The following is a 23488-nucleotide window of genomic DNA, read 5'->3' as shown; positions in this document are numbered from 1 at the left end:
GCCGGCGCATCACGTGTTTCATACGCGCCGCACTTTCGAAGCGAAAAGTCCTTGCGGGCGCAGCATCAAGATGATCACGACTGTCAACAATGTCAGTACGCGTGCGGTGGAACCCGACAGGAAGAACTCGCTGATCGATTGCGTCTGCGCAATGCCGAACGCCGACGCGACCGTGCCGAGCAGACTCGCAGCGCCGCCGAAGGTCACCACCAGAAACGAATCGACGATATAGAGCGAGCCGCTGGTCGGCCCGGTCGAGCCGATTGCGGTGAACGCGGCGCCTGCGACACCGGCCACACCGCAGCCGATTGCGAAGGTCACGCGGTCGGTCAGCTTCGTATTGATGCCGGCGGCGTTGGCCATCGGCCGGTTCACCACCGTGGCCCGCACCCGCAAACCCCAGCGCGAGCGATACAGCGCGAGCAGCAAACCGCCGGTCATCAACAGTGCGAGGCCCATCACGAACATCCCGCTAACGGGGATATCGAGGCCCTGGGCCGGCTCCCACGAACCCATCAGCCAGTCGGGCAGCGCGGGGCTCACCTCCTTAGGGCCGAAGGTCGAGCGGAACACCTGCTGCATCCCGAGGCTCAGGCCCCACGTGGCCAGCAGCGTATCGAGCGGGCGCCGGTACAGATGCCGGATCAACGCCCATTCGGCAAGCCAGCCCGCTGCGAACGCAATGAAGAACGCCGCGATAATCGCGAAGAAAAAATACACCGGCGCGAATGCATGCCACACGTTCTGCACGAACAGCGAAAACAGGTACACCGTGTACGCGCCGATCGTCATGAATTCGCCGTGCGCCATATTGATCACGCCCATCTGGCCGAAGATCACGGCGAGCCCGAGCCCCATCAGCAGCAGCACGCTGAACAGGCTCAGGCCGGCAAACCCTTGCATCAGCGTAATGTTGAAAATATCGGTTGCCGACATCGAAGTTCTCCCAGGTTCGGCGGGTCGTTGCCCGCCGTTGCACGGCTCTCGCACGCGGCTTGAGGCCCCAGCGGGCTTACATGTAGCCCTTCGGGAACGGATCCGGCTTGATCGGAGCATCCGATTGCGCGACCACCTTGAACTGGCCGTCGGCCTGCCCTTCGCCGATCAGCGAACGGCTCCACAGGTGATGGTTCGCATCGACCTTCGCGTAGCCCTGCGGCGCGTTGTTCAGTTCGATGTTGGCCGACGCGGCCACCACCTTGTCGACGTCGAAGCTGCCCGCGCGCTCGCACGCGGCCTTCCAGATCCACGGCCCGAGATAGGCAGCCTGGGTGACGTCGCCGATCACCGCCTTCTGGCCGTACTTCGCCTTGAACGCCGCCACGAATTTCTTGTTGTTGTCGTTGGTCAGCGATTCGAAGTACTTCATCGACGAGAAGAAGCCCGCAAAATTCTCACCGCCGATGCCGAGCACTTCGTCTTCGGTCACCGACAGCGTCAGCAGGAACTGCTTCTGCGGCGTGATGCCGGCCGCCTTCAGCTGTTTGTAGAACGCGACATTCGAGCCGCCCACCACAGTGGCGAAGATGCAGTCCGGGCGCGCCAGCTTGATCTTGTTGGTCAGCGAGTTGAATTCGGTCGTGCCGAGCGGGTAGTACTCTTCGCCCACCACCTTCGCGTGCAGATGCTGCTCGATATGGCGGCGCGCGATCTTGTTCGAGGTGCGCGGCCAGATGTAATCGGAGCCGACCAGGAAGAAGGTCTTCGCCTTCTTCGTGTTCGACGCCCAGTCGAGTGCCCACAGAATCTGCTGGGTCGCTTCCTGGCCCGTGTAGAACACGTTCTTCGACTGTTCGAGCCCTTCGTAGAAGGTCGGGTAATACAACAGGCCGTTATCCTTTTCGAACACCGGCAGCACCGCCTTGCGCGAAGCAGAGGTCCAGCAGCCGAACACCGCGGCGACGTGATCGTTTTCCAGCAGCTTCTTCGACTTTTCGGCGAAGGTCGGCCAGTCGGATGCGCCGTCTTCCTGAATGATCTGGATCTTGCGGCCCAGCACGCCGCCCATCGCGTTGATCTGCTCGATCGCGAGACGCTCGGCCTGCAGCGAACCGGTTTCGGAAATCGCCATCGTGCCGGTAGCCGAATGCAGCTGGCCGACGGTCACGGTCGTATCGGTGACGGCGAGGCCCGTGGTGTTCACCTTCGCGGTCGGCGCGCCTTGCGCAAACGACACGCGCGGCAGGCCGAACGCCATCAGCGGCGCGGCAGCCAGGCCGCTCAACACACGCCGGCGCAGCGGCGAAGGTGCTTGCTGCGGGCTTGCGGTCTCGCTTGCAAGTTCGCCTGCGGCTGCGGCGGGGTCTTCGAATCGATCGTCTACGGCCATCGTTGTTCTCCTTGTCTGATCCGCGTCGCGGGAGGGAAGCGCCGCTCAGGTTCGGCGCTGCGTGGCCGCAATGTAGGAAGCCAAATTCGGTTTCGATATACGTCGATTGACGTATATCCGCCGAAAAAAATGGAACGTAACTTGCTCGATGCATCGACCTGCGCATTGACCTGCGCCTCGACCCGCGCATTGGCTGTGTTGTCGCGCACTAAACTGGCATCGAATATGGCCCAGATGCACCAGACCGCAGCGCCGCCTGCCACGACACAGCGCATCGTCAAGATCCGGCGCGATTACAACGCGTGGGTCGGCGACGAAACCCTCGAGGATTACGCGCTGCGTTTCACGCCGCGCTCGTTCAGGCGCTGGTCGGAGTTTCGCGTCGCCAACACCGCGATCGGTGCGGTGTCGTTTCTCGCGCTGGAGGCGATCGGCGGCGCGCTGGAAGTCAACTACGGCTTCACCAATGCGATCTGCGCGATCGCCGCGGTCTCGCTGCTGATCTTCCTGACCAGCCTGCCGATCAGCTATTACGCGGCGCGTTACGGCGTCGATATGGACCTGCTGACGCGCGGCGCGGGCTTCGGCTATATCGGCTCGACGCTGACGTCGCTGCTGTACGCGAGTTTCACGTTCATCTTTTTCGCGCTCGAGGCGGCGATCATGTCGCTCGCGCTGCAGCTGTACTTCCACATATCGATCGACATTGCGTATGTGATCAGTTCGCTGGCGGTGATTCCAGTGGTGATGTTCGGCATTACGCTGATCAACCGCCTGCAGAGCTGGACCCAGCCGCTGTGGCTGGTGCTGTTCGTGCTGCCGTACGCGGCGGTGCTGTGGCATAGCCCCGGCCTGCTCGTCGAGTGGACCACCTTCGCCGGCCTCGCGCCGGGCGGCCGCGAATTCAGCGTGATCGCTTTTGGGCAGGCATGCACCGTTGTGTTCGCGCTGATCGTGCAGGTCGGCGAGCAGGTCGACTATCTGCGCTTCTTGCCGCCGCTCGAAGCCCATAACCGGCGGCGCTGGTGGATCGCGCTGCTGACGGCCGGCCCTGGCTGGATCGTGCCGGGCGCACTGAAAATGCTCGGCGGCGCGTTTCTCGCGTTTGTCGCGATCCAGTACGAAATCGACGTCGGGCACGCGGCACAGCCCACGCAGATGTATCTGATCGCCTATCACCATCTGCTCGACCCGCTTGGGCTCGCCGCATGGGCGCTGCCGGCGATGACGCTGTTCGTGATCGTGTCGCAGCTGAAGATCAACGTGACCAACGCGTACGCCGGGTCGCTCGCGTGGTCGAATTTTTTCGCACGCCTCACGCACAGCCATCCTGGGCGCATCGTCTGGCTGGTGTTCAATGTGCTGATCGCGCTGCTGCTGGTCGAAATGGGCGTGTTCGAGGCGATCGGCAAGGTGCTGTCGCTGTACGCGAACATTGCGATTGCGTGGATCGGCGCGCTGTTTGCGGACCTCGTCGTCAACAAGCCGCTCGGTTATAGCCCGCGCCACATCGAGTTCAAGCGCGCGCACCTGTACGACGTGAATCCGGTCGGCGTCGGTTCGATGCTGATCGCCGCGGTGGTGGCCGCGTGCGCGCATCTCGGTATGCTCGGCGTGCTGGCGCAGGCGATGTCGTCGTATATCGCGTTCGGCGTTGCGTTCGTTTGCGCGCCGGCCATCGCGATTGCGACGCGCGGCCGCTTCTATCTGGCGCGCGAAGCGCAAGCGCCCGACGGCAACGAGACGCGCCGCTGCGTGATCTGCGAGAACGACTTCGAACCCGACGATACCGCGCATTGCCCCGCCTACGGCGGCACCATCTGCTCGCTGTGCTGCTCGCTCGACTCGCGCTGCAACGATCGCTGCAAGCCGCACGCGCGCTTCGGCTCGCAGCTTAGCGACGTCGTACAGCGGTTTTTCCCGGGCGCCACACCCGGTCCGGCCACGTTACGACTGGCACGCTATCTGAGCCTCGTCGCGGCGATGCTCGCGCTGCTCGGCCTCGTGCTTTATCTGGTGTGGTCGCAAAGTGCCCGCACGCTGGCGCCGCTCGATACGCCCGCATGGAACGAGCTCGCGCATAGCTACGTCACGATCTTTTTCGCGCTGTCGCTGATCGGCTGCATCGGTGCGTGGTGGCTGGTGCTCGAACGCGAGAACCGGCGCGTCACGCAGGAAGAATCGCAGCGCCAGGCCGAGTTGCTGATGTTCGAAATCGATGCGCACCAGAAAACCGATGCGGCGCTCAAGCGCGCCACCGAAGCGGCAAAATCGGCGAATCAGGCAAAGAGCCGCTACGTGACCGGCTTGAGCCACGAACTGCGTACGCCGCTGAACAGTATTCTCGGCTACGCGCATTTGCTGCTGCAGGCGCGCGACGAAATTCCGGCTGCGCGCCATCACGCGATCCAGACCATCCAGCGCAGCGGTGAGCATCTGCTCGCGCTGGTCGACGGGCTGCTCGACGTCGCGCGCATCGAAGCCGGCAAACTGCAGCTGAACGTGACGCGCGTGCTGCTGCCGGATTTCATCGCGCATCTCGCCGCGATGCTGCGCCCGCAAGCCGCCGAAAAAGCGCTGGCGTTCGACGTGCAGAGTATCGGGCGCCTGCCGCGCATCGTGCGCTCCGACGAGAAGTGCATGCGCCAGATCCTGATCAACCTGATCGGCAACGCGATCCGCTTCACGTCGACCGGTTCGGTGACGCTGCGCGTCAGCCACGCGTGGGACACCGTGACTTTCGAAATCATCGACACCGGCCCGGGCATCGCGGCTGCCGATATCGAGCGACTGTTCATGCCGTTCGAGCGCGGCCAGGCAGCGCGCGACTACGATCGCGGCGCGGGCCTCGGGCTGACGATCTGCCAGCTACTCACGCAGGCGTTGGGCGGCAGCCTCGAAGTAGACAGCGAGCCCGGCCGCGGCACGCGCTTCGTGGTCAAGCTGTTCGCGCCGGAGGTGCATGCGGTGGAAGACGCGCGCGTCACCACCGGCGGCATCAGCGGTTATCGCGGCGCGCGCCGTACGGTGCTGGTGGTCGACGATCTGCCCGATCAGCGCTCGATCGTTGCGCAGGTGCTCGCGCCGCTCGGCTTCACGATAGCCGAAGCCGGCAGTGGCCCCGACGCGCTGCGCTGGCTCGGCATCCATGCCGCCGACGCGATCATCATGGATATCTCGATGCCCGAGATGGACGGCTACGAAACCAGCCGGCTGATTCGCGACAGCCAGCTGAGCCGCGCGCCGATCATGCTGCTGTCCGCCAACGCATTCGCCGACGACCGCGAACGCGCCACCGCGATCGGCTGCGACGATTATCTGGTGAAGCCGCTGCAGGTCGCACTACTGCTCGAAAAGCTCGCGCGACTGCTGCAGATCGAATGGATCGTCACGCATGAAAGCGCCGCGGCGCCGATGCCGGCGCTCGCGCCACCAACCGTCGCGCGGGTGCGCTCCGTGCTGCCGCGCGCACTGCGCGATGCGCTCGGTGCACTGCTAGAAATGGGCTACGTACAAGGGATTGTCGAGCAGCTCGACAAGGCCGCGCTGCAGTGGCCGCAGCTAGCCGCTGAGCTGACCCACGAACTGGCATCGCTGCGCGCGCTCGCGCAGCGTTTCGAGCTGACCGAGTTTGCGCGTCAGCTCGCGTTACTTTCTGGCGACTCCGATGGCTGAAGACTACGTTGACCTCGCGGAAGACATCGCGCCCGACTTCGCCGGCCAGCGCAGCGTCGTGCTGATCGTCGACGACACGCCGGACAATCTCGCGCTGCTTTCCACCACGCTGCAGGCCGCCGATTATGCGGTGCTCGTCGCACTGAGTGGCGAAGCCGCGCTGAAGTGCCTCACGCGCGTGACGCCCGACGTGGTGCTGATGGATGCGATGATGCCCGGCATGGATGGCTTCGAAACCTGCCGGCGCCTGAAGCTCGACAGCCGTCATGCGCATCTGCCGGTCATCTTCATGACTGCGCTGACGCAGACCGAACACGTGGTGCAAGGGTTTCGCGTCGGCGGCATCGATTACGTGACCAAGCCGGTAAAGCCCAACGAGGTGTGCGCACGAATTGCCGCACATGTGCAACGCTCGAAAGCGCAGCGTTACGCCGATGCCGTGCTCGGTCTCGATGCGCGTGCAGCGCTGATTGCGGCAGCCGATGGCACGATCCGCTGGCAAAACCCGCTGGCGTCGCTGCGGCTACGGCATTACGCGAGCGCGGAGCAGCACGACGACATCGCGCAAGTGCCCGCTCATTTGCCGCCGCCGCTGCTGCAGTGGTTCACCGCCTGGCTCGCGCGCGGCGGCGACATGCAGGCCAGCTTCGAATGTACGACCCACGGCGTGCGCCGTACCGCCCGCGTATCCGGCACCCCGGCGCGTGGCGAATGGATGGTGATTCTCGAGGAATTCGACGACACCGCGCACGCCGCCACGCTCGCTGCGCAGTTCGGATTGACCACGCGCGAAGCGGAGGTGCTGCTGTGGCTGTCGCGCGGCAAGACCAACCGCGATATCGGCGAGATCCTGAGCATGGCGCCGCGCACGGTGAACAAGCACCTCGAACATCTGTTCCACAAGCTGCATGTGGAGACGCGCTCGGCCGCGGCGGCGCTGGCAGCGAAGGTCGGCAATCGGACTTGAAAAGCGGGCCTGAAAAGCGGACCCGGCCGCTTGCGTCAACTGCCGTCTGTTTCCGTCAATCGGCGTCGGTCAGTCCGGATTCGGCGCATACACCGGCGCGCGGTTGCGAAAGTAAATGCCGTGCGGCGAGCGCCCCACCGCGATCGTATCGACCAGTTTGCGCGCCGGCAGATCGATCACGCCGACGTGCCGCGAAAAACGGAACGTGACCCACAGTTGCTTGCGATCCGCCGACAGCTCCATATCGTCCGGGCCGGGCATCAGGCCGCTGATTTCGCCCACGTTCTGCAGCGTCGTGTAGTCGAGAATGCTGATCGTGTTCGCCACGCGGTTGGTCACGGCCACATGCTGGCCATCGTCCAGATTGCGGAAGTTGTGTGCGCCGCGGCCGGTATGAATACGCTTCACCACCTGGTGCGAATGCGGATCGACTACCACCACGTCGTCCTCGCCGGTCATGCCGACCAGCAGGCTGCGGTCACCCGGCGTCATCCACAGGCCGGCCGGGTCGCGGCCCACGTTGATCTTCCATACGACCTTTTGGGTCGCCAGATCGATTGCCGCCAGTTCGCCCGAGTCCTGCAACGTCACGTAGACGGTGCGCGCATCCGATGAAAACGTCATGTGGCTAGGCGTTTTCGCGAGCGGAATGCGCTGCGCAAGCGTCAGGTTGTGCCCGTCGTAGTGGTAGATATCGACGCGATCGAGCCGCAGCGCAGCCGTCACGAACCATTTATGGTCCGGCGAAAAACCGAGCTGGTACGGGTCTTCGATGTTCTGCAGCGTGTGCTGCACCGCTGCATTCGAAGGGTCGACGAAGGTCAGGCTGTTGGACACCGAGTTCGCGACGATCAGCGATTGCTGATCGGGCGTGATCATCAGATGGTGCGGCTCCTTGCCGGTGTCTTCGGTGGCGAGCACCTTGTGGGTCTGTTCGTCGATCGTGGTCAGCTGTGCTTCGCCCGAGTCGAGCACGATGACCTTGTCCGCATTGGCTTGCGGCATCGCATGCGCGACTCCCGCCAGCGCCGAAATCGCGAGAACCGCGCAGTGCCTTACAAATGTCTTCAATTTCAGTTCGATACGTAGTGAATCGCTGGACTATGCCAGCACAAAATCCGCCGCGCCATGCCGGTTGCGCAATGAAGCCTTGTGCGCGGCGGTCTTCTTCTGGTGCGCGCGACACATTAACGCGTGCGGCTTTCGGCAAGGTTGCGGTGCCGCACAGCGCCGCCGGTCGGGGCTCACGCGCCGTGTGGAAAAACCGCGGCGCACGCCTGTCATTTTTCCGCATCGGCGCCGACTCACTCATGCATCGTCCACTAATGGAGTCCGATCATGATTCGTCGCCTGCTTGCTTCGCTGACCCTGCTGATTGCGCTGCCCGTCGTCGCGGCGCCGGCGCGCCCCGTTGTGCTGGAACTGTTCACGTCCGAAGGCTGCTCGTCGTGCCCGCCGGCCGACGCGTACCTGTCCGAGTTGAGCCAGCGCAGCGACGTTCTGCCGCTCGCCTTTCACGTTACTTACTGGAACAACCTCGGCTGGAAAGACCCTTATTCGCTGGACCTCGCCACGCAGCGACAGGCCGCATATGGCCAGCGCTTCGGCGACGGGTCGTACACGCCGGAACTGGTGGTCGACGGTAAGAGCGGCGTGGTCGGTTCGGACCAGCAGTCGGCGGAAGCCGCGATCCGCAAGGCGGCCGCGGACAGCGGCGCGACAGCTGCAGCGGTCACCGCTGCGCGCAAGGGCAATGTCATCAATGTCACGGTTGGCGATGGCACGGGCAGCGCACGCGTGTTGCTGGTCGGTTACGACGCGCAGCATGTTACGCCAGTAGGCCGCGGTGAAAACAGTGGCCGCACGCTGAAGGAATCGAACATCGTGCGCTCGTTCGAGCCTATCGGACAGTGGTCGGGCAAGACCGCGGCATTCAATGCACCGGTGCCGGCCGGCGAGCAGCAGGCGGTGCTGCTCGAAGCGCCGGACGGGCATATCGTCGGCGCTGCGCGGGTGTCGAGCGAACCTTGAGCTTTGCAGCTTGACTGCCATAAGGTGCTGAATTTTTGTTCCGTGTAGCCCCTCGTTTTTTGCCTCAAGCGGCAAGGAGCCGGCAATGCCCAGGTTCGCTCGCATCGCAGCATTCTTCGCGTTCGCAGCTGTCGCGCTCGCGTCTTCGTTCAACGCGCATGCGGCGGCTTCAGCGTGGGCCGGCGACCAGCGTGCCCAGGTACGGCTTGTCGCTGCCGCCGATAGCGTCGCCGGCAATACGCTGCAGGCGGGCGTCGAATTCCACTATCCGCAGCGATGGCACGGCTACTGGCGCACGCCTGGCGATGCCGGCATTGCGCCGGTGTTCGACTGGTCCGCGTCGTCCAATGTGTCGGATGCTTCGGTGTCGTGGCCGGCGCCGTCCCGGCTCGTGATCGAAGGCCTGCAGAACAGCGTCTATACGGGCGACTTCGTGCTGCCCATCCAGCTGCGTGTGAAAGACCCGCACCAGCCGGCGCAACTCGCGCTTACGCTCGATTACGCCAGTTGCTCCAACGTGTGTGTGCCCGAACACGCGGAACTGAAGCTGACCTTGCCGGCCGGCAGCGGTGCGCCGTCGCCTGAAGCAACGGCTATTGCCGCGGCGCTGCGTGCGGTGCCGCAAGCGCCGGCTGCGGCTGGCATCGAAGTGGCGCATAGCCGCATCGAAAAGACCGCGTCAGGCAAGCGACTGCGCGTAGAACTGCGCAGCGTGAGCACGCCGTTCAACTCGCCGGATCTGTTCGTCGAAGGAGCGGGCGCCGGTCTGCCGCACGCGCCGCATGTGCAGCTGCTAGACCATGGTCGGCGCGCCATGCTGGAAGTCGATCTGCCGCCTGCAGCCGGTGAGGCCGCGCCGTTGCGCCTGACCGTGACAGACGGCACGCGTGCTGCGGAATTCGACGGGCCGCATGCGACACCGGCCGCCGACGCCGGGCACGGCATCGTGCTGGTTCTTGCGTTCGCGCTGCTCGGCGGCCTGATTCTGAACTTCATGCCGTGCGTGCTGCCGGTGCTGTCGATCAAGGTGTTTTCGCTCGTCAAGGCTGCTGCGGGCACGGAACGCAATGCTGCGCGACACGTTGCGCTCGCAACGGCCGGCGGCATCGTCACGTCGTTCCTGTTGCTCGCCGTGGTGCTGTCGGCGCTGAAGCTGGCCGGCGCCTCGCTCGGCTGGGGTATCCAGTTCCAGCAGCCATGGTTTCTGGCAGGGATGGCCGTTGTCACGACCTTGTTCGCGGCGAGCTTCTTCGACTGGTTGCAGATCGGGTTGCCGCGCGTGTTTGCCGACTTCGGCAACGCCACGCCATCGCGCGGGCCGCTGGTCGAAGCGTTCGTCGGCGGCATGCTGTCCACGCTGCTCGCGACGCCGTGCTCGGCGCCGTTCGTCGGTACTGCAGTGGGCTTTGCGCTGGCGCGCAGCCCACTCGAGATCGTTGCGGTGCTGGCTGCGCTGGGCGTCGGCATGGCGCTGCCGTTCCTGACGCTCGCGCTGGTTCCGTCGCTGGCTGCGCGGCTGCCGCGTCCCGGCCATTGGATGAACCATCTGCGCAAGGCGACCGGCGTGCTGCTGCTGGCCACTTCGGTGTGGTTGCTGGCGTCGCTGTGGACGGTTGCGGGTGCAACTGTCACATCGTTGGTAGCAGGCGTACTGATAGCGTTGCTCGGCGTGCGGGCGCTGGTTGCCGCGGCAGACCGGCCGGGTGTTACCCGTTGGTCTCGTTGGGCTCGTTGGGCTCATTGGCCTCGTTGGTCAGGCATCGCAACGGGCCTGCTGGGCGCAGCGGCGATCGGACTTGCGGTGGTGCCGCTGTCCGACGTGCAGCCGCACCGCGATGACGCAGCGGGATGGCAGGCGTTCGACCCACATGCAATCGACGTCGCGGTCGCAAGCGGAAAAACCGTGCTGGTCGACGTGACGGCGAGCTGGTGCCTGACCTGCAAGGTCAACGAACTCGCCGTGCTGGATACCGCGACTGTGCGCAAGCGCCTCGCCCGCGGCGATATCGTGCGCATGCGGGCCGACTGGAGCCGCTACAATCCCGCGATCGCCGGCTATGTGCAAAGCTTCGGGCGCTTCGGCATTCCGCTCGATGTCGTGTATGGGCCGCACAAGCCGCAAGGGCAGTTGCTGCCCGAAGTGTTGCAAAGCGCCACGCTACTGCATGTGCTCGATGACGTGCAGCAAAGGCAGCAGCGTGCGGAGAAAGCGGGCTCTTGAAGCAAGTACCACCCGAACCACTTGATCTACCTGATCTAGCTGATCTACCCGAACGACCCGAACCATCTGAACCTGAATGAACCAACCGAGCTCCGAACTGGCCGACGAAGTCCCCTACACATACGGCTATTGCGACGAACTGAACCCGCTGCGTGTTGCACTGCCGCTGCTGGCCAGCGGCTTCGAGCCGCCGACGATACGTCACGCGTGCGAACTCGGTTTCGGTCAGGGCGTGAGCCTGAATCTTCACGCCGCAGGGGCGCCGGTTCAGTGGCACGGCGTCGATGCGAATCCGGACCACCTCGAATTTGCGCAACAGCTCGCGACGCGCGCACAGACGCAGCTTCACCTGTCGTCGGAGCGTTTTGGCGAGTATTGTCGTCGCAGCGACCTGCCGGACTTCGAATTCATCGGGATGCACGGCGTATGGAGCTGGATCTCCGACAAGGACCGCGCCACGCTGGCCGACTTCATCTCCCGCAAGCTGAAACCAGGCGGCGTGCTTTACGTCAGCTATAACACGCTGCCCGGCTGGGCCACCATGCTGCCGGTGCGTGACCTGATGCACGCCCATCTGCTCGCCGGCGATGCAACAGGCACTGCAGGCGCGCCGTTGGCGCGCATCGGCGAGGCCATCGGTTTCGCGCAACAGGTGATTGCAGCGCAACCCGGCTATACGCTGGTGAATCCGTCGCTGCGCGAGCGGGTGCAGGCGCTATCGAATGAAGACCCGCGCTACATCGCGCACGAGTATTTCAGCGAGAACTGGAAGCCGACGTCGTTTTCCGACGTCGCCACCGCACTCGGGGCCGCGGGCCTCGTGTATGCAGGCTCTGCCGATTACCGCGATCACGTCGACAGCATCAATCTGACGCCGGCACAGCGCACATTGCTTGCCGGCATCGACGATGTGCGTCTGCGCGAAACCACGCGTGACCTGTGCATGAACCGCTCGCTACGCCGCGACTACTGGATCAAGCAGCCACGCATGCTCGACACCAACGCGCGGTTCGCCGCACTGCGCGAGCAGCGCGTGATACTGGCGATACCGGAAGCCTCGGTCGCGATGCAGGTGCGTGGCGCCTTGGGCGAAATAACGCTGCCGGAAGCGCTGTATCGGCCGCTGCTGCGCGCGCTGGCAAGCGGCCGTGCAACTACGCTGGGTGAGATCGAACAACGCCTGCAGCCGCCCGGTTTTACATTGCAGCAGATCGTCGAAGCGATCGAGTTGTTGATCGCCACGGGCCAGGTGTTCAATGCGCAGCACGAAGAGCCGATACGCGAAGCGCAAAGCGCGGCTGCACGCATAAATGGAACGCTCTGCGAGCGTGCGTACGACAGCAGCGCGCTGCCGTTTCTGGTCAGTCCGGTGACGGGGGCCGGCATAGCGGTGCCGCGCCTCGCGCAGTTGTTCCTGCTGGCGCAGCGGCGCGGCCTGACGCAGCCGCAGCAGTGGGCGGAATTTGCAGGCGCTGCGTTGAATCGCACAGGTGCCGATGCGCTTGCGCCGCAGGATGCCGCTACCGCATTGCAGCCAAACCTGTCGGACGCGCAGCTGCGAGACAAGGCCACGCAATTCGCCGAAGTTTATTTGCCGGTGCTGCGGACGCTGGGCGTCGTCGTTCAGCCGATCCCCAGCAGGTAATCGCGATCGGCCTGCGGCATCGACTCCAGCCATTGCGACTCGCCGCCCGGCTCAGGCAGCACCTTGCCGTACTCGACCATCTGCGCGGGCGGCAACTCGGTAATGTATGCCCACACAAAGCGTCGCTCGGTGTGCGCTGCCTTGACGACGACCTCAACGATGTCTTCGAGCAGCAGGCGTTTCTGTTCAGCGGTTCGGCCGGCACGAATGTGCCCGTACACGAAAATCTGATCGGATTTCAGCGGGTTGCCGCCGAGAAAATGGTCGCCCTGCGGAATCGCATTGAAAATGACCTGCGCAAAAAAGCCCTGCGCACCCGTCGCGCCGCTATGCGAGTGCGTGATGCCGCTGGCGATCTGCTGCTTCGTTTCACTGCTCAGACGGCCGGCCGCCGCCGATACGATATAGGTTGGCATCGCATTCTCCCGAATCACCGCGCCACTAAAACGATAATCGAGCTGCCAGTCTAACTCTGCGTCGCCACCTGTGCTTCCCCGCGCACCCGCATCACATTGCCCCGACCCGCGAGCGGCGTCGCCAGGCCGCGCCGTTTGCGGTCGCAGACGCGCGCGTCGACGTGGTGCTGAACGGGTAGTGTGTTTTCATGCGGTGCTCTAAAGAAAAATCCGGACAAGTCATCATGCATTCCGGCGCGCAGGGCATGGCCGGAGAGTAGTCAAACGCTTATCTTCGCCTCACTGGCGCCGAAACGTTGAGACGGACAACGACGGCATCCTTCCACTGAGAAGCGAGGATTGGGAAAATGACGAGCGTGACAGACGCGGCAATCGCGGCCGATCTCCAAACGGTAACGCTTCAGACAGCGCCGACGCTTTATGTGGACGGTGGCGGGATCCGATTCGCCTATCGTAGGCTTGGCCCGGAAAATGGCATTCCTCTTGTGCTATTGCAGCACTTCTCCGGCAACATCGATGCGTGGGATCCGGCCGTGGTCAATGGTCTCGCGAGCGATCGTCCCGTCATTGTGTTTGACAATGCAGGGGTCGGTCGGTCGAGCGGTCAGACACCGGACAATGTCGAGACGATGGCACGAGACGCCATCACCTTTATTACGTCTCTGGGATTCACCAGCGTGGATCTACTTGGCTTTTCGCTCGGTGGTTGCATTGCGCAACAGATCGCCGGCACGCACGGCCAGCTTGTCCGCAAACTGATCCTGGCAGCGACCTCTCCGCGCGGCGGAGAAGAACACCTGATGGCCGTTCTTCACGCTGCATTCGCCGACGCCAACGCACCAGACGCGCGCTTGCCCCTGTTTTTTACGCCGTCGGTGGAAAGTAAATCGGCGGGCCTCGCCTTTTTGCAGCGGACGAAAGTTCGGACCGAAGATCGCGACATCGAGAGTGGCGGCGCGGTTACCGGCCCACAGGCAAAAGCACTGATCACATGGTGCGCCACGCCCGATCCTGAGCACACCGTTCTTCGGTCGATTCGGCAAGCCACGCTTATCGTCAGCGGTAGTGCCGACACGATGCTGCCCGCCGATAACGCCCTCGCGATGTTCAGGGCCATGACGAACGCCCAGCTCGTTTTATATCCGGACTCCGGTCACGGCGCGATTTTCCAATACCCCGAAATTTTTGTTGGCCACGCACTGAGCTTTCTGCGGTCATAGATCTATTGTCCTTGCCCTCTGGTCTGCGCGTATTCCGTACCAGTCTGGGAAGCGGCGCCGTTGCAACGGCGCCGCATCACAACCCGCATGCGTACCGATCGCGTATTCAGGCAAGCTCGAAGCGGTCGAGGTTCATTACCTTGACCCATGCCGCGACAAAGTCGCGGATGAATTTCTCCTCACCATCCTCACTTGCGTAGACTTCGCCCAAGGCGCGCAGTTGAGCATGCGACCCAAAGACCAGATCGACGCGGGTACCCGTCCATTTCAACTCGCCCGTCTTGCGATCGCGGCCCTCGAACACGCCCTGTGCCGATGAGACAGGCTTCCACTCCGTGCGCATGTCGAGCAGGTTGCGAAAGAAGTCGTTGCTGAGCGTTTCAGCGCGGTCGGTGAAGACTCCGTGAGTATCCTCGCCAGACCGAACGTTCAGGACACGCAATCCGCCGACCAGCACCGTCATCTCGGGCGCAGTCAGCGTAAGCAATTGCGCCCTGTCGACCAATTGAGCCTCAGGCAGCACGGCGGCATGGCCCTTCATATAGTTTCGGAATCCGTCTGAAACTGGCTCGAGGGCGTCGAAAGACTGCACGTCGGTCTGCTCTTGAGTCGCGTCCGTACGGCCCGGTGTGAAAGGCACGGCCACGGCATGGCCGGCGCGATTCGCCGCCTGCTCGATACCGACACCCCCCGCCAGCACGATCAGGTCGGCAAGCGAGACCTTCTTGTTACCCGACTGCGCGCGGTTGAATTCGCCCTGAACGCCTTCGAGGACCTGTAAGACCTTCATCAATTGCCCGGGTTGGTTAACAGCCCAGTCTTTTTGCGGCGCAAGACGAAGGCGCGCACCATTGGCGCCGCCGCGCTTATCCGAGCCGCGGAACGTGGATGCCGATGCCCATGCGGTCGACACCAGTTGCGAGACCGTAAGCCCTGACGCCAGAATCTTCTGCTTGAGCGAGGCGACGTCCTGCTCATCGACCAGCGCGTGGTCGACTGCCGGAACGGGGTCTTGCCAGATCAGCTCTTCGACCGGAACCTCCGCACCGAGGTAGCGGGCACGCGGCCCCATATCGCGGTGGGTCAACTTGAACCATGCGCGGGCGAACGCATCGGCGAACTGGTCTGGATTTTCAAGGAAACGCCGCGAGATCTTCTCGTACGCTGGGTCAAAGCGCAGCGAGAGGTCGGTCGTGAGCATCGTCGGCAGCAGCTTCTTCGAAGCATCGTGAGCGTGCGGGATCGTTGCTTCAGCTTGTTTGGCGACCCACTGATGAGCGCCAGCTGGGCTTTTGGTCAGTTCCCATTCATGGTTGAACAGGTTTTCGAAGAAACCGTTGCCCCACTGGGTTGGTGTCGTGGTCCACGTCACTTCCAGACCGCTGGTGATCGTGTCGCCGCCCTTGCCGGAACCGAAGCTATTTTTCCAACCCAGTCCCTGATCTTCAAGGCCTGCACTTTGCGGCTCAGGACCGACGTGATCGGCAGGACCCGCGCCGTGCGTCTTGCCAAACGTGTGACCGCCGGCGATCAACGCGACCGTTTCCTCGTCGTTCATGGCCATGCGCGCGAAGGTCTCGCGGATATCGTGTGCTGCGGCGAGCGGATCAGGATTTCCATCCGGCCCCTCCGGGTTCACATAGATCAGGCCCATCTGCACCGCACCCAGCGGATTTTCCAGGTTCCGTGTGTTGCCGGTGCGGCTGGCTTCCTCGCCATGCTTTTCTTCATCGGCAACGATCACGCCTGCGTCGTCGTTATTGCCGGCCGCGCCCTTGCCATAGCGGAGATCGCCGCCCAGCCAGGTCTTTTCGTTGCCCCAGTAGATATCCTGGTCCGGCTCCCACGTATCCTCGCGGCCACCGGCAAAGCCGAAAGTCTTGAAGCCCATGGTCTCGAGCGCGACATTGCCGGTGAGGATCAACAGGTCGGCCCATGAAAGCTTTTGGCCATACTTCTGCTTGATCGGCCAGAGCAGGCGCCGCGCCTTGTCGAGGCTAACGTTGTCCGGCCAGCTATTTAGCGGCGCAAAGCGCTGCTGACCACGCCCGGCGCCGCCGCGTCCGTCGCCGGTGCGGTACGTTCCGGCGCTGTGCCATGCCATGCGAACGAATAGTGGACCGTAGTGGCCAAAATCTGCAGGCCACCAATCCTGCGAATCGGTCATCAGCGCGGCGAGATCCGCCTTCACCGCAGCAAGGTCAAGACTCTTGAAAGCCTCGGCATAGCTAAAGCCGTTACCGAACGGATTGGACTTTTCGGAGTGCTGGCTCAGCAAATCCAATCGCAACTGCCTGGGCCACCAGTCACGGTTCGTCGTGCCGCCGCCGGCGTGACTAAAAGGGCACTTTGCTTCGTTTGACACCTGCTATCTCCTTGAGAGAACGTACCTGACGTATTCTCCGCGACGTCCGGCGCTATCCTGCGTTGCTGTTACCCCGTCCTCCATGACTGGAGACACGGTAGCCGACGCGGCAGTTTTAACGGGGAGTGCGGGTTTGACGAGCGTATGGCATGCGACCCGTGCGGTATCTCCACTCATCGCAATACAGCGCTTGAGACTATAAAACACTATCCGCGCTCCCCCGTATCGAGACGTCCGGTTTGCATGATCCGTCGTCCCGGCAAGAGATTCTGCCGCCGACATTTCCGGGCAAATGCGAGAATAACGAGGCCGTCCCCGCACGGCCTTTCGTTTATCTCCACCCCACATCACATCACGCAAACAACAATGGAGACATCTGAATGCGTTCCGTCAGCATAGCGCTTACAATTCTCGCAGCAGCCAGCTTCACCGTTACCGCGCATGCACAAATGCCGCCCGCCCCCGGCGGCCAGACCGGCGCCTATGCCGAAGGCGATCTGCCGCTAGAAAGCGGTCAGACGATCAAAGACTTCTCGATCTCATACGAAACCTACGGCACGCTGAACGCCGACAAGTCCAATGCGATCCTGATGGTCACTGCAATCAGCGGCAACCATCACCGGCTCGACTATCTGATCGGCCCGGGCAAAGCGCTCGATACGAACCGCTATTTCATCATCACGACCGATGCAATCGGCAACGGCCTGACCACGTCGCCGTCCAACAGCACGAAGCAGCCGGGCATGGCCTTCCCCCACTTCCTGATTCGCGACATGGTCGAATCGCAATACAAGCTGGTGAAGGACAAGTTCGGCGTCAGCCATCTGTTCGCGGTGATCGGCGCGTCGATGGGCGGCATGCAGACGTTGCAATGGGGCGTCAGCCACCCGACGATGATGGACGCACTCGTGCCGATCGTGCCGCTTGGGCGCACGCCGCCGTGGACCAAAACCGTGCTCGAACTGACGCGCCAGGAAATCATGAGCGACCCGGCATGGGACCACGGCAACTATCGCAAGGAGCCGGAGCAAGGCATGCGCTTGTGGGCCGGCACATTGGCGTTGATCACGCGCACGCCTGAGTTGATGAAGAACACGCTGCCGCAGGACGGCGGTGATCCGGCTGCATGGCTGCGCACGACCCAGGACAACGCCTGGAAAAATTTCGACGCGCGCAATTGGGTCTATCAAACGTGGGCTTATGACGCGCACGATCTGGGCACGACGCCGGGCTTCAATGGCGACTACCATGAAGCGCTTCGTTCGATTCGAGCCCGTACGCTCGTGCTGGCAGGTGTAGGCGATCTGTTGAATCCGGAGCCCGAGGCGCTGGAGGCCGCGCGCTACATCAACGGCGCGCAGTATGAATCGATCGAACCGCGCTGGCCGTCCGGGCATTTTTCGGCGGCGGGTGTTACGCAACCCGAGGTCGATTTTCAGAACCGCGAGATCGGCACGTTCCTGACCAAGCTTGCCGACGAACGGCATCTGCAATAAGAAATAGAAACCAGTGGTAACGGGATGCGGAATGCTCCGCATCCTGCCGCCTTGCGAAGAAGATCCATCGACGCCTGGGATGCCCGCTGCACGCGAACGACGCGATCATGCTGGCGCACGGCAATACCGATTTAACCCACTCAGGCGCCCTCGATCCGATAAAACCCCGCCGCCGCATCATGAAACAGCCACGCCTTCTCGGTAGCAGATGCATGCGCGGCGACGCGCTTGAACGCATTCCACAGCACGCCATAAGCGACATTTCCTTTGTCCACCGGAAAATTGCTTTCAAACATGCAGCGCTGCGCGCCAAACGCCTCCACGCAAGTTTCAACATAAGGCTGGATGACCCCTGCGACTTCAACCGACGAAGGCGGATTCGGTTGCTTATAAAAGTCGAAACCAAACAGTGTCATGCCAAAGCCACCGAGCTTGACATGCACATTCGGATAGCGTGCCAGTTCCTGCATGGAAGCACGCCATTGGCGAAATACTTCATCGCGTTTGCCCCGGTACGGCCCGATGCCAAGCGGTCCACCAACATGATTGAGCACGATACGAGTGTCCGGAAAAGCGGCGGCCAGTGAGCCCAGCTCATCGAGCTGCGTATGAATGACCCATGCATCGAAGCCAAGCCCCAAGGGCGCAAGACAGCTCAACCCTTCACGAAAAGAAGCGCTCATCAATAGGTGCGGTGGCGGCGTAGCAACCGACGCGCGTACGCTCGGATCGGCATGCCATACCCCGATGTTTCGGATGCTCGCGACCCGCCCCGCAGACGATGAGATCAACCCTTCCAGCACAGGCGTGACGCGTGCGCCGAGCAGCAAGTCCGCATACCCGACCATCGCAGCGGCCACCCGCGTCGACGATCCCGCTGTACGAGCGGCATCGATCTCGCCAAGCACGAATTCAATCTCGCCAACAGATGCCATCTCAGCAGGACCGCTAACGCGATAACACGTCTGGCACTCGACAAAGACGGTCGCGCGGACGTTATGCCCCGACGCCAGATCATCGAGAAGATCTGCGCTGCGATACGTCTTTTCCGGAAACCGCCACAGATGATGATGCGGGTCGATGATCGGCAGCGCCGGCTCCAGCGCATCTTCCACATAGAGCGCGAGCCAGTCGGGACGAACCGGAATGTGGGGTGCTGCAGGAATATCCCGGCTCACGACATCTCCCTCCCCGTCATTGCGGTTTCAGAAACCATACCCGTAGCACGCGCGCCAATCGGCTTCCACGTGAGGAACCAGGTCGACATCGCGCCCACCAGAAAGATGATGCCGGCTGCGATAATCGCCGCCGCAAAGTGCCCGGTAGCCTGCACGATATAGCCGGTCACGATAGGCGCACAAAAGCCGCACACATTGCCGCCGATAAATTGCAGCGCAACCGCGCGACCGAGATCGCGACGCGTGCGCAACAGGTCTCCCAGCAGCGCCACGTTCAGCGCAATGCCGGTTGAGGCCGCACCGAGCGCCACCGTGATCAGTCCAAGCACGCCCCATACGTTGGAAATCAGCGGGATAAACACGATCACCGCCCCGGCACACATCACTGCCCCCACCAGCCGGCGGCGCCGCCCTCGTTCGATGCCGGCGGGATCGAGCGTCGCATCGCTCAGAAAGCCGAGCGCCATCGAGATCACGATCGAACCCAGATAAGGAACGGCCATCGCGGTGCCGCTACCCAGCAAGGTCATACCGCGTTCGGTTTGCAGATAGTTCGGCAGCCACGTGAGAAACAGGTACTGCGTATAGACGTTGCACCCTTGCGTCAGCATCTGCGCCCACATGGTCCGTTCACGCAACAGACCACCCAGCCCGATGGAAACCGTATCGGAGCCGGTCTGTTGAACGGTTTCGCGTTCACGCAGAATCGTGCGCCGTTCCAGCTGGCTGATCCAGCCGGTTTTCTCGGGGGAATTGAAAAAACACAGCCATGCAGCGATCCACAGAAAGCCGACGGCACCGCAGATCGCAAAGGACCAGCGCCAGCCGGCACTGGAAATCAGCCATGACAACGCGAGCGCGCCCAACGCCGGCCCGAAGTAAGCGCCGGAATTCAACGCCGTCATCGCGATGCCGCGTTCCCGGCTCGGTGCCCAGTCGCGAATGATGCGCGCTGCCGACGGATAGCAACTCGCTTCGCCCGCACCCATCACGATGCGCGTGACGAGCACGCCGGTCGCACTGGAAGCGGCGCCGGTCAGCATGGTCGCGAGCGACCAGACCGTCATGCTGATCGCGGTGACGTAACGTGAACCGAAGCGGTCGATCAGCAAACCGATCGGCAGCAGAAAGAGCGTATAGCCCCACAGGAACGACGAGAACAGATAACCGAGCTCGACCTTGCTTACGTGTAGCTCGGCCGCCAGCGGCCCCGCGCCGACCGACAGCACGACCCGGTCGAGATAGTTGATGGTGGCCAGCAGAAACAGCATCAGATAGACCCAGTATCGCGCCTTCCAGCGCGTGGGTTTTGTCGTCTCCAATGTGTATCCCCCGAGCGTCAGGACGTGACGGTCTGGTAGCTGATCTCGCGGCACTCGGCCGTTAGAACCCGAATCGGCGCGCCATCGATCCACGCGCGTATGTTCTCCACCGATTGCCCGTAGTAAAGCTCGTACGAGCCCTCCGTCACATACCCGACGTGAGACGTCGCAATGACGTTGTCCAGCGTGCGGAACGGGTGATCGGACGGCAGCGGCTCGATGCCGAATACGTCTAGCGCGGCGCCGGCAATCTGCTTCCGGCGCAGCGCGACGACCAGCGCGTCTTCATCGACGATCGGTCCGCGTGCGGTGTTCACGAGCAGCGCATGCGGCTGCATCAGCGACAGCTCGCGAGCGCCGACGATGCCTCGGGTACGTTCCGACAAACGCACATGAATGGACAGGATGTCGCTTTCCGCCATCAGTTCGTCTTTCGACACGTATTGAACCCCCAGTTTGGCGGCCGATTCAGCTGTCATGTTCTGGCTCCACGCGATGGTTCTCATGCCGAACGCTTGCGCGACCCGTGCCGTTACGCTGCCGGTGTAACCCAAGCCGAGCAAGCCGATCGTCTTGCCGTTCAGGTCGCTGCCGACCCCGACCTGCCAGCCGCCGTTTCGAAACGACTCGACTTCGCGTGGAATATGGCGTGCGGCCGCGAGAATCAATGCCCATGCATGCTCCGCCGCCGCGGTAAGCGACGATGCGGTGCCGCACACGGTAATGCCCAGTTCGTCGGTGGCCTCGATGTCGATCGCGGCATTCCACGGGCCGGTGCTTGCAAGCATCTTCAGGTTCTTGAGTCTCGCCAGAAGGCTCTTCGGAAACCACGTGCGCTCGCGCATCACACATAAAATGTCGTACGGATACAGACGTTCGACCAATGCGTCTTCGTCATCGATGTGATCGCTGAAGATCGTAATGTCCGCGTGCTTGCGCAAACCATCCCAGTTGCCGAACTTCAGCGAGGTGTTCTGGTAGTCGTCGAGAATGGCAATCTTGTGCATGAGTTCTGTTTTCTGTTGAGGCCGGCTGGCGCGATGCACCACCGGCCGGGCGTTCGAAAGAAGTGCGCGCAAGCACCGTTCGTCATGCCGATGCCTGTTCCGCCGATGACCTCGACACCGCGGTTTCGCGCGGCTTGAGTCCCACCAGCATGACGATGATGCCGAGCAGAAGCAGGGCTGTCATCGTATAGAGCCCGCTCACCAGCGTGCCCGTCAAAGTCTTCAGCCATCCGATGATGAACGGGCTGACAAAGCCGCTGAGCAAGCCAATGCAATTGATAAACGCGATGGTGCCGGCCGCGGCGGGCGAACCATGCAGATAGTCGGTGGCGATCGACCAGACCAGCACGTTGGTCGCCGCGATGCCGGTTGCGGCCACCGTCAGCAGCGCAACGGTTAGCCAGGGCTGATTGCCCGGGTGCGAAACGAGCACCAGCGCGGCCGCGCCAATCACGCCGGCGCAGGCCGCATGCCAGCGCCGCTCGAGCCTGCGGGCCGAACTGCGGCTGATCGCGACCATGCCGATCGCCGCCGCCCCATACGGAATGGCGGACAACCATCCGAGCTGGGCGAGATTGGAGATGCCCGACGTTTTCATGACGGTCGGCAGCCAGAAGGTCACCGAATAGGTTCCGCACACAAACGCGAAGTCGACAAAGGCGAGCATGTAGACCTTCGGGTCCGTTAGCGATTGCGCGAACGACCGGTGGCCGTTCAGGTTGCCCTTGCGTTGCGTTTCGGCGCGAAAGCCGTTGTACAACACCTCTTTTTCGGCGGCGCTCAGCCATTTGGCTTTGTCGATGCTGTCGTCCAGAAAGCACAGCGTAACGATGCCCAGCACGATCGCCGGCAACGCTTCGACGATATACAGCCACTGCCAGCCCGCCAGGTTCGCGACGTGCGCCAGTTGCGTCATCGCCCACCCGGACATCGGGCCGCCGACCACGCCGGCCACCGGGAAGCCCACCATGAAGCAGGCAATGATGACGCCACGCCGGGTTTCCGGAAACCACGAGCTCAAATAGAAAATCACACCGGGAAAGAACCCCGCTTCGAACACGCCGAGCAGCAGCCGCAGCATATAAAACTCGGTCACGTTCGTGACGAATGCCGTGCAGGTGCCGACGATGCCCCAGCAGATCATGATGCGCGCGATGGTCTTCTTCGCGCCCATGCGCTTGAGCAGCATCGCGCTCGGCACTTCGAGCAGGCAATACGAAAGGAAGAATATCCCTGCGCCGAGTCCATACACGGCATCGCTGAAGCCGAGCGCGTCCTGCATCTGCAGCTTCGCGTAACCGACATTGATGCGATCGAGAAACGCGACCACATAGCAGACGAACAGCAAGGGCACGATGCGCAGCGTGACGCGCCAGTACAGCGCGCGTTCTTCCGCACTGACGGCAGATTCAGGAACGGTCTGACTCAACGGATGTCTCCTCGTTGTCGCTCGTCGGCGAATGCATACGATCTGGTGCAACGGTTGAAACGTTTCCAAATTAAAGCGGCAACGCAGAAGCGTGTTTAATCAAGGCCTGCGGCACAAAATGAAACGTTTCCAATAATAGGTTGATGAGCGGCTTTGTCAAGGCAGTGAGTTCCCTGGCGCGGCGCGC

General features: G+C 62.7%; 16 protein-coding genes. 7 read left to right on the top strand and 9 right to left on the bottom strand.

Annotated elements, in window-relative coordinates:
- Positions 1 to 18: 18 nt before the first annotated feature.
- A complete protein-coding gene (gene urtB / locus ACYVNQ_RS20145) occupies positions 19 to 936 on the bottom strand; it encodes an urea ABC transporter permease subunit UrtB (protein ID WP_460904329.1) in 918 nt (305 codons plus the stop codon).
- A gap of 76 nt (positions 937 to 1012) precedes the next feature.
- Entirely contained in the window at positions 1013 to 2329 is a 1317-nt protein-coding gene (gene urtA / locus ACYVNQ_RS20140) for an urea ABC transporter substrate-binding protein (protein WP_460904328.1), read from the bottom strand.
- 225 nt (positions 2330 to 2554) lie between these two features.
- Between urtA and ACYVNQ_RS20135 the strand changes: the two genes are divergently transcribed.
- Both ACYVNQ_RS20135 and ACYVNQ_RS20130 read left to right on the top strand, forming a co-directional pair.
- Positions 2555 to 6004, top strand: coding sequence for a hybrid sensor histidine kinase/response regulator (locus ACYVNQ_RS20135; RefSeq protein WP_460904327.1), 3450 nt, complete (start codon positions 2555 to 2557; stop codon positions 6002 to 6004).
- Positions 5997 to 6971: a response regulator gene (locus tag ACYVNQ_RS20130; protein WP_460904326.1), complete on the top strand. Its 975-nt coding sequence runs from the start codon at positions 5997 to 5999 to the stop codon at positions 6969 to 6971. The genes ACYVNQ_RS20135 and ACYVNQ_RS20130 overlap by 8 nt, the downstream gene beginning before the upstream one ends.
- Positions 6972 to 7040: 69 nt before the next feature.
- Here ACYVNQ_RS20130 and ACYVNQ_RS20125 read toward each other — a convergent pair whose 3' ends face one another.
- Positions 7041 to 8006, bottom strand: coding sequence for a YVTN family beta-propeller repeat protein (locus ACYVNQ_RS20125; protein ID WP_460904968.1), 966 nt, complete (start codon positions 8004 to 8006; stop codon positions 7041 to 7043).
- A 303-nt stretch (positions 8007 to 8309) separates the two neighbouring features.
- Here ACYVNQ_RS20125 and ACYVNQ_RS20120 point away from each other — a divergent pair, with 303 nt between their 5' ends.
- The 3 genes from ACYVNQ_RS20120 (at position 8310) to ACYVNQ_RS20110 (ending at position 12868) form a co-directional block, all read left to right on the top strand.
- Positions 8310 to 9002, top strand: a complete 693-nt coding sequence (locus ACYVNQ_RS20120; protein ID WP_460904325.1) for a DUF1223 domain-containing protein — start codon at positions 8310 to 8312, stop codon at positions 9000 to 9002.
- An 85-nt stretch (positions 9003 to 9087) separates the two neighbouring features.
- Entirely contained in the window at positions 9088 to 11223 is a 2136-nt protein-coding gene (locus ACYVNQ_RS20115; protein ID WP_460904323.1) for a protein-disulfide reductase DsbD family protein, read from the top strand.
- Positions 11224 to 11299: 76 nt separating this feature from the next.
- Entirely contained in the window at positions 11300 to 12868 is a 1569-nt protein-coding gene (locus tag ACYVNQ_RS20110; RefSeq protein WP_460904322.1) for a methyltransferase regulatory domain-containing protein, read from the top strand.
- On the opposite strand, the gene ACYVNQ_RS20105 is transcribed toward ACYVNQ_RS20110, so the two are convergent.
- Positions 12847 to 13284 (bottom strand): tautomerase family protein, encoded by a 438-nt coding sequence (locus ACYVNQ_RS20105; RefSeq protein WP_460904321.1) that lies wholly within the window; start codon positions 13282 to 13284, stop codon positions 12847 to 12849. The genes ACYVNQ_RS20110 and ACYVNQ_RS20105 overlap by 22 nt on opposite strands.
- 347 nt (positions 13285 to 13631) lie before the next feature.
- On the opposite strand from ACYVNQ_RS20105, the gene ACYVNQ_RS20100 reads away from it, so the two are divergent.
- The gene (locus ACYVNQ_RS20100) at positions 13632 to 14504 is read left to right on the top strand and encodes an alpha/beta fold hydrolase (protein WP_460904320.1); all 873 of its coding nucleotides are present in this window, start codon (positions 13632 to 13634) and stop codon (positions 14502 to 14504) included.
- A gap of 106 nt (positions 14505 to 14610) precedes the next feature.
- Here ACYVNQ_RS20100 and katG read toward each other — a convergent pair whose 3' ends face one another.
- Positions 14611 to 16869 carry a catalase/peroxidase HPI gene (gene katG / locus ACYVNQ_RS20095; protein WP_460904318.1) on the bottom strand — a complete coding sequence of 753 codons (2259 nt, stop codon included), beginning with the start codon at positions 16867 to 16869 and terminating at the stop codon, positions 14611 to 14613.
- Between the two features lie 380 nt (positions 16870 to 17249).
- Here katG and ACYVNQ_RS20090 point away from each other — a divergent pair, with 380 nt between their 5' ends.
- Positions 17250 to 18365: an alpha/beta fold hydrolase gene (locus ACYVNQ_RS20090; RefSeq protein WP_460904317.1), complete on the top strand. Its 1116-nt coding sequence runs from the start codon at positions 17250 to 17252 to the stop codon at positions 18363 to 18365.
- A gap of 140 nt (positions 18366 to 18505) precedes the next feature.
- Here ACYVNQ_RS20090 and ACYVNQ_RS20085 read toward each other — a convergent pair whose 3' ends face one another.
- The 4 genes from ACYVNQ_RS20085 to ACYVNQ_RS20070 all read right to left on the bottom strand — a co-directional run bounded on the left by ACYVNQ_RS20085 (position 18506) and on the right by ACYVNQ_RS20070 (position 23301).
- On the bottom strand, positions 18506 to 19543 hold the full coding sequence (locus ACYVNQ_RS20085; RefSeq protein WP_460904316.1) for an amidohydrolase family protein: 1038 nt from the start codon (positions 19541 to 19543) through the stop codon (positions 18506 to 18508).
- Positions 19540 to 20865 carry an MFS transporter gene (locus ACYVNQ_RS20080; RefSeq protein ID WP_460904315.1) on the bottom strand — a complete coding sequence of 442 codons (1326 nt, stop codon included), beginning with the start codon at positions 20863 to 20865 and terminating at the stop codon, positions 19540 to 19542. Before ACYVNQ_RS20080 ends, ACYVNQ_RS20085 begins: the two co-directional genes overlap by 4 nt.
- 17 nt (positions 20866 to 20882) lie before the next feature.
- Positions 20883 to 21872 carry a D-2-hydroxyacid dehydrogenase family protein gene (locus ACYVNQ_RS20075; protein ID WP_460904314.1) on the bottom strand — a complete coding sequence of 330 codons (990 nt, stop codon included), beginning with the start codon at positions 21870 to 21872 and terminating at the stop codon, positions 20883 to 20885.
- 82 nt (positions 21873 to 21954) lie between these two features.
- Complete coding sequence (locus tag ACYVNQ_RS20070; RefSeq protein WP_460904313.1) at positions 21955 to 23301, bottom strand: MFS transporter; 1347 nt, start codon at positions 23299 to 23301, stop codon at positions 21955 to 21957.
- Positions 23302 to 23488: the final 187 nt, after the last annotated feature.

Source organism: Paraburkholderia jirisanensis (genome assembly GCF_054782355.1).
This window is presented reverse-complemented; position numbering and strand designations above follow the sequence as displayed.

Coding starts and splice junctions, on each gene's coding strand:
- urtB (WP_460904329.1), bottom strand. CDS start 936: ATGTCGGCAACCGATATTTTCAACATTACGCTGATGCAAGGGTTTGCC.
- urtA (WP_460904328.1), bottom strand. CDS start 2,329: ATGGCCGTAGACGATCGATTCGAAGACCCCGCCGCAGCCGCAGGCGAA.
- ACYVNQ_RS20135 (WP_460904327.1), top strand. CDS start 2,555: ATGGCCCAGATGCACCAGACCGCAGCGCCGCCTGCCACGACACAGCGC.
- ACYVNQ_RS20130 (WP_460904326.1), top strand. CDS start 5,997: ATGGCTGAAGACTACGTTGACCTCGCGGAAGACATCGCGCCCGACTTC.
- ACYVNQ_RS20120 (WP_460904325.1), top strand. CDS start 8,310: ATGATTCGTCGCCTGCTTGCTTCGCTGACCCTGCTGATTGCGCTGCCC.
- ACYVNQ_RS20115 (WP_460904323.1), top strand. CDS start 9,088: ATGCCCAGGTTCGCTCGCATCGCAGCATTCTTCGCGTTCGCAGCTGTC.
- ACYVNQ_RS20110 (WP_460904322.1), top strand. CDS start 11,300: ATGAACCAACCGAGCTCCGAACTGGCCGACGAAGTCCCCTACACATAC.
- ACYVNQ_RS20105 (WP_460904321.1), bottom strand. CDS start 13,284: ATGCCAACCTATATCGTATCGGCGGCGGCCGGCCGTCTGAGCAGTGAA.
- ACYVNQ_RS20100 (WP_460904320.1), top strand. CDS start 13,632: ATGACGAGCGTGACAGACGCGGCAATCGCGGCCGATCTCCAAACGGTA.
- ACYVNQ_RS20090 (WP_460904317.1), top strand. CDS start 17,250: ATGCGTTCCGTCAGCATAGCGCTTACAATTCTCGCAGCAGCCAGCTTC.
- ACYVNQ_RS20075 (WP_460904314.1), bottom strand. CDS start 21,872: ATGCACAAGATTGCCATTCTCGACGACTACCAGAACACCTCGCTGAAG.